Genomic DNA, 12328 nt, shown 5'->3' on the forward strand with positions numbered 1-12328 from the left:
CCGGAATCGCCGGACTGAAATGAGTTTGGGCGCGATTACCAGCGTGAGGCACGAAGCCTTCGCCTGGATCGTCCCGCAGGGCCCGCGTCGGGCCCTTAAGCCGCCCCCGGCGTCGACGCTCCATCCGATCCGCGCCTTTCGGCGCGTTTAAGGAACACAGAAACCTTATGGGCTGCGCCGCACCCGACCGCCTTTGGCGACCGACCTTCCGCAACCGCTTCGGCGGTGCGACGGGCGGTGACGCGCGCGCCCTTCATTCATATCGGCGCCCGGGCCTAGCGCCCGCCGCGCGCCGTGGAGATACCCTTTATGTCGAAGAAGATGTTGATCGACGCCGCCCACGCCGAAGAGACGCGTGTGGTGGTCGTGGATGGTACCCGGGTTGAAGAATTCGATTTCGAGAGCCAGACCCGCAAGCAACTCCGAGGAAATATCTATCTCGCCAAGGTGACCCGCGTTGAGCCCAGCCTGCAGGCTGCGTTCATCGAATATGGCGGCAATCGCCACGGCTTCCTCGCCTTCAACGAGATCCATCCGGACTATTACCAGATCCCGGTCGCCGACCGCGAAGCGCTGATGCGCGACGATTCCGGCGACGACGAGGACGACCATCACCACGCCCGTGACGGCGAGAACGAAGGCGACGCCGTCGACGACGAGGAAGACGCCGTCGAGGAAGAACTGGCGCGCCGCAAGCGCCGCCTGATGCGCAAGTACAAGATCCAGGAAGTGATCCGCCGTCGGCAGATCATGCTGGTTCAGGTCGTCAAGGAAGAGCGCGGCAACAAGGGCGCGGCCCTGACCACCTATTTGTCGCTGGCCGGCCGCTATGGCGTCCTGATGCCCAACACCGCCCGCGGCGGCGGCATCAGCCGCAAGATCACCACGATCACCGACCGCAAGCGCCTCAAGAGCGTCGTCCAGGGCCTGGACGTGCCGCAGGGCATGGGCCTGATCGTCCGCACGGCCGGCGCCAAGCGCACCAAGGCCGAGATCAAGCGCGACTACGAATACCTGCTGCGTCTGTGGGAGAACATCCGCGACAACACGCTGCACTCGATCGCCCCGGCGCTGATCTACGAGGAGGAAGACCTCGTCAAACGCGCCATCCGCGACATGTACGACAAGGACCTGGAAGGCATCTGGGTCGAGGGCGAGGCCGGCTACAAGGAAGCGCGCGACTTCATGCGCATGCTGATGCCCAGCCAGGCCAAGAAGGTTTTCCCCTATCGCGAGCCGGCGCCGCTGTTCGTCAAGCACAAGATCGAGGACCATCTGGCCCAGATCTACTCGCCGATCGTGCCCCTGCGTTCGGGCGGCTATCTGGTGATCAACCAGACCGAGGCCCTGGTGGCCATCGACGTCAACTCGGGCAAGGCGACGCGCGAGCGCAACATCGAGGCCACCGCGCTGAAGACCAACCTGGAAGCGGCGGAAGAAGCCGCCCGCCAGCTGCGTCTGCGCGACCTGGCCGGCCTGATCGTCATCGACTTCATCGACATGGATGAAGGCAAGAACAACCGCGCCGTCGAGAAGGTCCTCAAGGACTCGCTCAAGGACGATCGCGCCCGCATCCAGATGGGCAAGATCAGCGGTTTCGGCCTGATGGAAATCAGCCGCCAGCGCCGCCGCACCGGCGTGCTGGAAGGCACCACCCACGTCTGCGAACACTGCGACGGCACCGGCCGCGTCCGCTCGGTCGAGTCCAGCGCCCTGGCGGCGCTGCGCGCGGTCGAGGTCGAGGCCCTGAAGGGCGGCGGCGCCGTCACCCTGAAGGTCAGCCGCCCCGTGGGGATCTATATCCTCAACGAAAAGCGCGCCTACCTGCTGCGCCTGCAGCAGACCCACGCGCTGTTCGTCACCGTGCTGGTCGACGACGCCCTGCACCAGGCCGAGCACGACATCGAACGCACGGAGCTGGGCGAGCGCCCCGCCCCGCAGATCTTCGCCCCGATCGAGCCCGACCCCGTCTATGACGACGAGGCGTTCGACGACGAGGAGGACGAGGACGAAGAAGAGATCGAGGTCGAGGACGAAGTCGCCGGCGAAGACGACGCCGAGCCCCGCGCCGCCCGTCCGGCCCGCGCCGAACCGGCCGAGGATGACGACAGCCGTCGTCGCGGCCGCAAGCGTCGCCGCCGTGGCGGCCGTCGCGATGACGCCGCCGACGACGCGCCGGTCGAAGCCGCTGGCGACGAAGACGAGGATGACGCCGACGGCGCCGACCGTCCCGAAGCCGAGATCGACGGCGAGGACGAGGAAGCCCGTCGCCGTCGCCGCCGTCGCGGTCGCCGTGGCGGCCGTCGCGGTGGTCGCGAGGATGGTGACCGTCCGGCCGACGTCTTCGCCTGGACCCGTCCGCGAGTGCCGTTCGGCGAGAGCGCCTTCGTCTGGCACGACCCTGAAGCCCTGGACGGCCGCAACAGCGAACGCCGGCCCAATGGCGATCGTCCGGAGCGCGCCGAGCGTCCGGAAGCCGTCGAAGCGCCGGTCGCCGAACGTGCGGAGCGTCCTGAACGCGCCGAGCGTTCGGAGCGCGGTCGTCGCGGTCGTGGCCGTGGCGAACGCGGTGAACGTGGCGAACGGACCGAACAGGTCGAAGCGCCGCGCGGCGAACGCGTTCCCGCGTTGCGGGTCGACGCCGCCGATCTGGAGCTGGCGCCCCTGGCCCCGGCCGTGATCGAAGGCCCGCCGGCCGATGTCTGGGTCGAACTGCCGCCCCAGGAGGAAGCGCCCAAGAAGGCCCGCCGTCCGCGCAGCCGTGGCCGCAAGGCCAGCGAGGACGCCGCGCCCGAAATCGTCGCCGAAGTCGAGGTCGTGGAAGCCGCTCCCGTCGCCGCTCCGGTGGTCGAGGACGTTCCGCTGGTGGCGGCCGATGTCGAGGTGGCGGCCCCGGCCCCCGTCACGACACGCTCGCGCCGCGCCGCGCCCGTCCCCGTGGCCGTGGCCGTCCCCGTGGCCGTCGCTCCGGAACCGGTCGCTCCGGAAACGGTCGCCGAGCCCGTCGCGGTCGAGCCCGATCCGTCCGAGATCTCCACGCCGCCTGAAAAGCCGAAGCGCGGCTGGTGGCGCCGGGGCTAGCAAGGTTCGATGACGGCCGGCGGGGCCCTGGTCCCGCCGGCCGTCACGACTATATCCGTGTGTAGCTTGATCGACCGTTGTTCCCAGGTCGTCGAGAACCGCGTTAGACTGCTGCTTGAGCGCGGGGGCGCGATCAGGAGAGCTTCGATGACCTCCCGTAGTTGGGCGGCTTCCGGAAGGATCGGCAGGAAGGCGGGATCGGCGCTGTCGGCGCTGGCCCTGCTGACGGCCACCCTGGCGCCGGCCGTCCCGGCTCATGCCCAGGACGGCCCCTCCCTGATCCGCGACACCGAGATCGAGGAGATCCTGCACCGCGACGCCGACCCGATCTATGCGGCGGCGGGCCTGGACCCCAAGACCGTGCGCATCCTGCTGGTCGGCGACAAGGAACTGAACGCCTTCGCCACCCAGGGCCTGATGATGGGGCTGAACACCGGCCTGATCCTGCAGACCGAAACGCCGAACCAACTGAAGGGCGTCATCGCCCACGAAACCGGACACCTGGCCGGCGCCCACCCGCTGCGGTCCGGCGAGATGATGAAGGCCGGCCTCACGCCGATGATCCTGACCATGGGCCTGGGCGTGCTGGCCGCCCTGGCCGGCGCCCCCGACGCCGGGGCCGTGCTGATGGGCAACGCCTCCTATTTCGGGACTCTGGGCGCCCTGGGCTACAGCCGTGACCAGGAATCGCGGGCCGACCAGGCCGGCGCCGGCTTCCTGGAGGCCACCGGCCAGTCGGGCCGCGGCCTCGTCGAGTTCTTCGACAACTTCCGCTACCAGGAGGTCTTCGACCAGTCGCGGCGCTTCGCCTATTTCCGCAGCCACCCGCTGTCGTCCGAACGCATCGAGACCCTGCGCAGCCGGGTCGAACGGCAGCCGCACTGGAACGCGGTCGACAGCCCGGAAGACCTGGCCGAGCACGAGATCATGAAGGCCAAGCTGGAGGGGTTCCTCAATCCCGGCGTGGCCATCGTCAAGTACAAGGAAAGCGACCGGGGCTTCCCGGCCCGCTACGCCCGGGCCATCGCCTATTATCAGATGAAGGAGCCCGACCGGGCCCTGAAGATCCTCGACGGCCTGATCGCCGAGAACGAGAACAATCCCTACCTCTGGGAGCTCAAGGGCCAGATCCTGTTCGAGTTCAACCGCGTCAAGGAAGCCGAGGAGCCGCAGCGCCGCTCGGTGGCGCTCAAGCCCGACGCCGCCCTGTTGCGGGTCAACCTCGGCCAGACCCTGATCGGCCAGAGCGATCCCAAGAAGGTCGAGGAAGGCATCGCCGAACTGAAGCGCTCGCTGATCGACGAGAGCGACAATTCCGTCGCCTGGCGCCTGCTGGCCCAGGCCTACGACCAGCGCGGCGAGGACGGCCAGGCGCGGCTGGCCACGGCCGAACAGTATTTCAACATGGGCGCCGCCCAGGAGGCCCGGGTGTTCGCCATGCGGGCCCGTGAACTGCTCAAGAAGGACAGCATCGAATGGCGCCGGGCCACCGACATCGTCCTGACCTCCAACCCTTCCAACCAGGACCTCAAGGACCTGGCCAAGGAAGGCGCCGTCACCTCGGGGCTTCGCCGCTGAGGCGTCCCCTTTCCAGAGAACCCCATGTCCCTGTTTGATCGTCCCCTGGCGCGCCGACTGGCGCTGGCCGCCGTCTCCGTCGCCGCCCTGGGCCTGGCCGCCTGTGGTCCGCCCAAGCCCGACAAGGCGTTCGGCGAAAAGGTCCGGGCCTATCTGCTGGAGAATCCCGAGGTCCTGGTCGAGGTCAGCGCCAAGCTGCAGGCCAAGCAGATCGCCCAGACCGCCGACAAGGCCCGGGGCGCGATCGGCAAGTACCGCCAGGCGCTGGAACGCGATCCCCGCGACTTCGTGGCCAATCCCAACGGCGCGATCACCGTGGTCGAGTTCTTCGACTACAAGTGCGGCTACTGCAAGCTGGCCGCCCCGGAGGTGATCGCCCTGATCCAGCAGAACCCGGACGTGCGTTTCGTGTTCAAGGACTTCGTGATCTTCGGCCACGACTCCGAGGTCGCCGCCCGCATGGTCCTGGGGTCCAGGGACCAGGGCAAGTCGCTGGTCTTCCACAAGCGCCTGATGGCCGAGAAGAGCCTGGACGAGGCGGCGGTCATGCGGATCGCCCAGGAGGTCGGGATCGACGTGACCAAGGCCCGCGCCGCCGCCGGCGCCGAGCCGGTCACCCAGCACCTGGCCGACACCCACGCCCTGGCCCAGGCCCTGGCCATCGAGGGCACCCCCGCCTTCCTGGTCGGCGACACGATGATCGCCGGGGCCGACATGAGGGCCCTGAAGCTGGCGATCGAACAGGCCCGGGCGGGCAAGACCAAGAAGGTCTAGGCGCGACTTCAGCGGTTCACTTGCCCCCTACGGGCCTTCGGCCGTCTTCCCCCATGGGGGGAAGAGCGCTCCGCCCCCTCGCCGCCGACAGACCGCGAAGCGGTCAGGTGGGGGCAAGTGGGTGTGGTCCCCGACTCTGGGCGCGGCTCTACGCTCACGCGCCGAAGCTGCGATGGAATGGGGAGGGTGCGAAGCGCCCGGGCTCCGCCCGGAGGTTTTGCAGTTTGAATACCGTTTCGACGAAGACGAGCGCTTCGCGTGGAACCGTTGTTCGAGAGCNCGCCCCCGACGGGCGGGCCAGGGCGGCGAGCCCCGGTCCCGGACCGTGCGAGTAACCCCCTCGCACCTGCTGGCTTGCCCGCCTACCCCCGGCGCCGGAGCTTCGTCGCGGCTGAGGCGAACCTGCTCCGAACCGACCGAAGGCGCCCCGAAAGGCGCGGCGGCCAAGCCTTCCCGCTCGACCACTCCTGAAAGCCGCATCGGTCGCCGTACGTGCGCCCTCCCCGTGCCTTCAGGTGAGGTCAGTATCGGGGAGGCTGGAGGGGGTCCTGAAAGCCGCATCGGTCGCCGTACGTGCGCCCTCCCCGTGCCTTCAGGTGAGGTCAGTATCGGGGAGGCTGGAGGGGGTGAGGACGAAAAACATCGAGAAACTTCAAGCCGTTGATTTCGTTGAGTGCGAAGGGCGTCCATGCTCTGACGGACCCTCTCCCRYKGGGAGAGGGCGCAGGAAAGGCGACGGAAAGACGACCGAGGACAATTCCGGTCATCGTGGAAGAAACTGCAGGGCCACCTCTACCGTGCGCGCCGCCCGCGTCCGGCCACGCACGCCTAAGCCCTTGAAAACCTTACCCACGAACTCACCGCCCCACGCGCACGACTCTTGCTTTGCGCATCCCGCCATCCTCACGGCGGGAGTTCCCATGCTCATTTCCGGTTCCAGCATCATGGCGTCGCTCGCCATGTCGACCTTGAACAAGATCAACCAGGCGACCGCGGCGGCCACGACCAAGGCCACCGACGCGACCTCGGCCAGCGGCGTCAGCGCCGCGCCGGTAAAGACCGCCAAGGACGAGTTCCTCGACTACGCCAAGCTGACCCCGGCCCAGAAGATGCGGGCGGCGATGCTCGGCAAGATGGGCCTCACCGAGGAACAGCTGAAGGCCATGGACCCGAAGGAGCGCCAGAAGATCGAGGATAAGCTCAAGGAGCAGATCAAGGCCCAGATCGAGAACGACCCCAAGATGAAACAGGGCGCGCTCGTCGACATTCAGGCCTGAAGCCCCTCCCCCCGCCTAGATCAGCCCGCCCAGCGGCGAACTGGGATCGGCGTACAGCCGCTTCTGCATCCGCCCGGCCAGATAGGCCTCCCGACCGGCGATCACCGCGTGCTTCATGGCCCGGGCCATGCGGATCGGGTCCTTGGCCTCGGCGATGGCGGTGTTCATCAGGATGGCGTCGCAGCCCAGTTCCATGCCGATCGTCGCGTCCGAGGCGGTGCCGACCCCGGCGTCGACCAGCACGGGCACCTTGGCGTTCTCGATGATGATCCGCAGGTTGACCCGGTTCTGGATGCCCAGGCCCGAGCCGATCGGCGCGCCCAGCGGCATGATCGCCACCGCGCCGGCGTCCTCCAGCTTGCGGGCGTAGACCGGGTCGTCCGAGCAATAGACCATCACCTGGAAACCCTCGGCGACCAGCAGCTTCAGCGAGCGCAGGGTCTCCTCCATCTCGGGATAGAGGGTCTTGGGGTCGGACAGCACCTCCAGCTTCACCAGGTCCCAGCCGCCGGCCTCGCGGGCCAGGCGCAGGGTGCGCACGGCGTCCTCACCGGTAAAGCAGCCCGCTGTATTCGGCAGATAGGTGAATTCGGTGGGCTTGATGTAGTCGACCAGCAGCGGCTGGGTCGGGTCGGTCAGGTTCACCCGCCGCACCGCCACCGTGACGATCTGCGCGCCCGCCGCGCGGGCGGCGGCGGCGTTGGTGGCGTAGTCCTTGTACTTGCCGGTGCCGACGATCAGCCGCGAGGTGAAGGTGCGGCCGGCGACGGTCCAGGTGTCGGCGTCGATCGCGGCGGCGGCGGATTCGGGGGGGACATGCGCGTTCATGGGGAGGGTTTACGCCTGCGGAAGCGCGGTTTCAAACGCCTTGCTTCCTTCGAGGCCGCTTCGCGGCGCCTCAGGATGAGGAGCGTTTTGCTGACTTCCTCATCCTGAGGTGCGAGGCGCGGCCGAGCCTCGAAGGACGCACGGCCTAACCGCCGCCGATAAACGTCACGATCTCGATGCGGTCACCGTCGGCCAGCGCCGTGTCGGCATAGGTCGAGCGCGGGGCGATCTCGAGGTTGCGCTCCACGGCCACCTTGCGGGCGTCCAGGCCCAGGGAAGACACCAGGTCCGCCAGCGTATCGACGCCTTCGAACACCCGTTCCTCGCCGTTCAATAGAAGCTTCATCTCACCTCCGAAACTCGGCCTGCTTGTGACCTGACGGAACCGGCTATACAAGACCTCCCGGAATCGACGGCGGAGCCGAATGGTAAAACCGATCCATGTGCTGAGCGGACCCAACCTCAACCTGTTGGGAACGCGCGAGCCCGAGATCTATGGCAAGGACACGCTCGACGATGTCCGTACGCGCTGCGAGGCGCGGGCGGCCGCTCGGGGCCTTTCCGTCGTCTTCCGGCAGAGCAATCACGAAGGCGTGCTGATCGACTGGGTTCATGAGGCCCGGCTGGAAGCGTGCGCGTTGGTGATCAACCCGGCCGGATACGGTCACACCTCGATCGCCCTGCTCGACGCCCTCAAGGCCTTGAACATCCCGATCATCGAGTGTCACCTGTCCAACCCGGCGGCGCGGGAAGACTTCCGCCGCCACACCTATGTTTCGCTCGCGGCGACCGGGATCGTCTCCGGCTTCGGCGCGGCGAGTTATGAACTGGCGATCGAGGCCGCCGCCGGCCTGGTCGGCGCCAACTAGCCGGCGACCCCGGCTCCTAAAGAACACAGCAAGGTAAGCTTCCATGTCCAATCCCAAGGCCCCCGCCGATCCGGTCGAGACCCCGTCGATCGACGCCCGCCTGGTCCGCAAGCTGGCCGACATCCTGAAGGACACCGGCCTGTCTGAGATCGAGGTCGAGCATGCCGGCCTGAAGATCCGCGTCGCCCGCGAACTGACCGTCGCCGCCGCGGCCACCACCTATGTCCAGGCTCCGGCCCAGGCGCCGACCTACGCGCCCGCCCTGGCCGCCGCGCCGGCGCCGGTCGCTGACGCCGCTCCGGCCCCCGCCGCGCGCCCCGCCGGCGACGTGGTCAAGTCGCCGATGGTCGGCACCGTCTACATGTCGCCCCAGCCGGGCGCGGACGCCTTCATCAAGGTCGGCGACACGGTCGCGGCCGGCCAGACCCTGCTGATCGTCGAAGCCATGAAGACCATGAACCCGATCGCCGCCACCAAGGCCGGCAAGGTCGTCGAGATCCTGGTGGGCGACGCCCAGCCCGTCGAGTTCGGCGAGCCGCTCGTCATCGTCGAGTAATCGGCATGTTTGACAAGATCCTCATCGCCAACCGAGGCGAGATCGCGCTTCGGGTTCACCGCGCCTGCAAGGAAATGGGCATCGCCACCGTGGCGGTCCATTCCGAGGCCGACGCCAATTCCATGTGGGTGCGGCTGGCCGACGAAAGCGTCTGCATCGGCCCGGCCTCGGCCGCCAAGAGCTACCTGAACATCCCGTCGATCATCGCGGCCGCCGAGATCACCGGCGCCCAGGCGATCCACCCGGGCTACGGCTTCCTGTCGGAGAACGCCCGCTTCGCCGAGATCGTCGGCGCGCACGGCTACACCTTCATCGGACCCAAGCCGGAACACATCCGGATGATGGGCGACAAGATCACCGCCAAGCAAGCCGTCAAGGACGCCGGCATCCCGGTGGTCCCCGGCTCGGACGGCGGCGTGACGACCGAAGAAGAGGCCTATGAGGCCGCCGACAAGATCGGCTTCCCGGTGCTGATCAAGGCCGCTTCCGGCGGCGGCGGGCGCGGCATGAAGGTCGCCCAGACCCGCGAGGACCTGGTCGAGGCGGTCTCGACCGCCCGCTCCGAGGCCCGCGCCGCGTTCGGCGACGACACGGTCTATATGGAGCGCTACCTCCAGAAGCCGCGCCACATCGAGATCCAGGTGATCGCCGACAGCCATGGCAACGTGGTGCACCTGGGCGAACGCGACTGCTCGCTGCAGCGCCGTCACCAGAAGGTGCTGGAGGAAGCCCCCTCGCCCGCCCTCTCGGCCGCCGGTCGCGAAAAGATCGGCAAGGTCGTGGTCGATGCGATCAAGGCCATCGGCTATCTCGGCGTCGGCACCATCGAGTTCCTGTGGGAGAACGACGAGTTCTTCTTCATCGAGATGAACACCCGCCTGCAGGTCGAGCACCCGGTCACCGAAGCCATCACCGGCATCGACCTGGTGCGTGAGCAGATCCGCATCGCCGCCGGCCTGCCGCTGTCGTTCACCCAGGCCGACGTGGTGTTCGAAGGCCACGCCATCGAGTGCCGGATCAATGCCGAGAACGCGCGGACCTTCACCCCGTCGCCGGGCACGATCACCGACTTCCACGCCCCCGGCGGCCTGGGCGTGCGGCTGGATTCGGCGATCTATACCGGCTACGCGATCCCGCCCTATTACGACAGCCTGATCGGCAAGCTGATCGTCCATGGCCGCGACCGCGAGGAGTGCATCGCGCGCCTGCGGCGCTGCCTGGGCGAGATGGTGGTCGGCGGCATCGAGACCACGATCCCGCTGTTCCAGGACCTGCTGGTGCAACCCGATATCCTGGCCGGCGATTACGACATCCACTGGCTGGAGCGCTGGATCAAGGCGCAGGGTTAGGCCCTCCTTCGCTTCCCCGGCGAAGGCCGGGGCCCAGATCGTAAGGCCGTGCGTTCCGGACCCCCGTCTGGCGCCACGGCTGAATCTGGGTCCCGGCCTTCGCCGGGAAAACGGCGTGAGTTAGCCTGGACGGATTGAAGCTGGCGAACGCGCACCATGGATGACGACGCCTTCACGGTCGATGATCTCATCGCCTGCTACGAGCGCGGCGTGTTTCCCATGGCCGACGCGCGCCATGACGAGAGCATCTTCCTGATCGATCCGGAGCGCCGGGGCGTGCTGCCGCTGGACGGCGTGCACGTCCCGCGCCGGCTGGCCCGCACGGTCCGCGCCGAGCCCTTCGAAATCCGCATCGACAGCGCCTTCGACGCCGTGGTCGAGGCCTGCGCCGCCGCCCGGCCCGGTCGGCTGGAGACCTGGATCAACAACCCGATCCAGCGGCTCTACGGTCAGCTGTTCGCGCGCGGCCTGGCCCACAGCGTCGAGTGCTGGGACGGCGAGGAGCTGGTTGGCGGCCTCTACGGCGTGGCGTTCGGCGCCGCCTTCTTCGGCGAGAGCATGTTCTCGACCCGACGCGACGCCAGCAAGGTGGCCCTGGTCCACCTGGCCGGCCGGCTGGTGGTCGGCGACTATCGCCTGCTGGACACCCAGTTCATCACCGAGCACCTGGAACAGTTCGGGACCACCGAGATCACCCGGGCCGATTATCGCCGCCGCCTGGGCCGGGCCTGGACGGGTCAGGCCGACTTCTACCGGCTGGCGGCCGGCGCCGCCGGGGCCGAGGTCTTGCAAGCGATCAGCCAGGCGTCATAGACCGGGTGCTGCAGCGGGTTGAGGCCCGGCGCATTGGCGTACATCCAGCCCTTGTAGATCTGGCGTCCGGGCGGGGCCACGCGGCCCGGCAGGGCCTTGGGCTGGGTGTCGACGGTGACATAGGCCACGGAATCCGGGGCGTCCTCGTCGGGCGCGGTCGTCTCGCAGGCCCGCACCGTGAAGACCAGGGTCTTGTAGCGGATGGGCTGGCCGACCGGGGCCTCGAACTTCATGGTCTCGGTCGTCACCTTGTCCAGCGCCTGGATGATAGCCACCGACGAGCGGGCCCGCTTGACCTGCTCGGTCGGCTTGGCGGCTGGAGTCGCGGCGGGCTTGGCGGCCGGCTGGGCCGGCGTGGGCGCGGGCGCGGGCGCGGCCGTGGTCGGGGCGGGAGTCGGCTGAACCGCCGTCGGAGCCACCTGGGGCCCGGGAACCGGTCGCGACTGGGCCGGCACGACGATCGGCGCCGGCTGGGCCGGCGGCGGCGTCTGGGCGGCCGGCGGCTGTTGCGGCGTGTTCTGCAACGCCCAGGCGCCGCCGCCGGCCAGCGAAGCCGCCAGGGCCAGCGTGGCGACGCCCGTCAATGACCGCCGAATGGTCATCCTATTCCGGCGACCAGGGCTTGTAGTCGCTGGTGGCGGCCGAGCGCTGGCCGCCGCGGGTCAGCGAGCCCTTGGGACGCCAGGCGTGGATCGTGCCGGTCAGGTTGGGATGGTGGTCTTTCTCCCAGGCGCGGCGCATCAGCGGCGCCGTGGTCGGCGGCTCGTCGAACGTATAGTGCAGCCAGCCGCTCCACTCGGGCGGCACCTTGGAGGCTTCGGCGTAGCCGTCATAGATCACCCAGCGGCGCTTGCGCTCGTCGTAGCTGTCGCGGTTGTCGCGCGCCTCGAAATAGCGGTTGCCGTAGTCGTCCTGGCCAATGAACACGCCGCGACGGCTAATATGGAAACGCTGACCGATGGTCGCACCGTTCCACCACGTGAAGATCGCTTTCAGCACCGCGTCAGCACCCAATCTCGTAAAGGCCCATTTCTGGGAAGGTTCGCGCAGCGCGGGAGGCGTTGCGAAGCGGCCGGACTATAGGTCGGCGGCCCGCCAGCGTCCAGCTTCGGGCGACGGCGCAGGCCTTCAACATCTTGTGGATCAAGGGCCCAACACACCCCACATCTATTGAAGGTGGCTGTGGAGCGATCTAGGATAGCC

General features: G+C 68.3%; 13 protein-coding genes. 9 read left to right on the plus strand and 4 right to left on the minus strand.

All coding sequences use genetic code 11. From position 1 onward, the window contains the following. The first annotated feature begins 167 nt into the window (after positions 1–167). The 5 genes from ASD79_RS23895 (at position 168) to ASD79_RS12820 (ending at position 6710) form a co-directional block, all read left to right on the plus strand. Positions 168–386, plus strand: a complete 219-nt coding sequence (locus ASD79_RS23895; protein WP_085954845.1) for a hypothetical protein — start codon at positions 168–170, stop codon at positions 384–386. Next, complete coding sequence (locus ASD79_RS12805) at positions 310–3081, plus strand: ribonuclease E/G (protein ID WP_056722186.1); 2772 nt, start codon at positions 310–312, stop codon at positions 3079–3081. The genes ASD79_RS23895 and ASD79_RS12805 overlap by 77 nt, the downstream gene beginning before the upstream one ends. Positions 3082–3228: 147 nt before the next feature. Continuing rightward, entirely contained in the window at positions 3229–4659 is a 1431-nt protein-coding gene (locus tag ASD79_RS12810) for a M48 family metalloprotease (protein WP_056722188.1), read from the plus strand. A 24-nt stretch (positions 4660–4683) separates the two neighbouring features. Then, the gene (locus ASD79_RS12815) at positions 4684–5433 is read left to right on the plus strand and encodes a DsbA family protein (RefSeq protein WP_056722190.1); all 750 of its coding nucleotides are present in this window, start codon (positions 4684–4686) and stop codon (positions 5431–5433) included. A gap of 920 nt (positions 5434–6353) precedes the next feature. Then, the gene (locus ASD79_RS12820; RefSeq protein WP_056722192.1) at positions 6354–6710 is read left to right on the plus strand and encodes a hypothetical protein; all 357 of its coding nucleotides are present in this window, start codon (positions 6354–6356) and stop codon (positions 6708–6710) included. 15 nt (positions 6711–6725) lie between these two features. Here the strand turns inward: ASD79_RS12820 and ASD79_RS12825 are convergent, their stop codons facing one another. After that, positions 6726–7538: a thiazole synthase gene (locus tag ASD79_RS12825; RefSeq protein ID WP_056722194.1), complete on the minus strand. Its 813-nt coding sequence runs from the start codon at positions 7536–7538 to the stop codon at positions 6726–6728. 145 nt (positions 7539–7683) lie between these two features. Next, entirely contained in the window at positions 7684–7884 is a 201-nt protein-coding gene (gene thiS / locus ASD79_RS12830; RefSeq protein WP_056722196.1) for a sulfur carrier protein ThiS, read from the minus strand. 79 nt (positions 7885–7963) lie between these two features. Between thiS and ASD79_RS12835 the strand changes: the two genes are divergently transcribed. From ASD79_RS12835 to aat, 4 genes are all read left to right on the plus strand, one after another. Then, positions 7964–8407 (plus strand): type II 3-dehydroquinate dehydratase, encoded by a 444-nt coding sequence (locus ASD79_RS12835; protein ID WP_007666438.1) that lies wholly within the window; start codon positions 7964–7966, stop codon positions 8405–8407. Positions 8408–8450: 43 nt separating this feature from the next. Continuing rightward, positions 8451–8963 (plus strand): acetyl-CoA carboxylase biotin carboxyl carrier protein, encoded by a 513-nt coding sequence (accB, locus tag ASD79_RS12840; RefSeq protein WP_056722198.1) that lies wholly within the window; start codon positions 8451–8453, stop codon positions 8961–8963. Positions 8964–8968: 5 nt separating this feature from the next. Beyond that, complete coding sequence (accC, locus tag ASD79_RS12845) at positions 8969–10312, plus strand: acetyl-CoA carboxylase biotin carboxylase subunit (protein ID WP_056722200.1); 1344 nt, start codon at positions 8969–8971, stop codon at positions 10310–10312. A gap of 156 nt (positions 10313–10468) precedes the next feature. Continuing rightward, entirely contained in the window at positions 10469–11125 is a 657-nt protein-coding gene (gene aat, locus ASD79_RS12850; protein WP_056722203.1) for a leucyl/phenylalanyl-tRNA--protein transferase, read from the plus strand. Here the strand turns inward: aat and ASD79_RS12855 are convergent. Continuing rightward, entirely contained in the window at positions 11062–11727 is a 666-nt protein-coding gene (locus ASD79_RS12855; RefSeq protein WP_056722205.1) for a DUF2155 domain-containing protein, read from the minus strand. The two genes, aat and ASD79_RS12855, sit on opposite strands and share 64 nt — an antisense overlap. Before the next feature lies 1 nt (position 11728). Then, entirely contained in the window at positions 11729–12124 is a 396-nt protein-coding gene (locus ASD79_RS12860; RefSeq protein WP_056722208.1) for an NADH:ubiquinone oxidoreductase subunit NDUFA12, read from the minus strand. Between the last annotated feature and the right edge of the window lie 204 nt (positions 12125–12328).

This window comes from Caulobacter sp. Root655 (genome assembly GCF_001427665.1).
Lineage (GTDB): Bacteria > Pseudomonadota > Alphaproteobacteria > Caulobacterales > Caulobacteraceae > Caulobacter.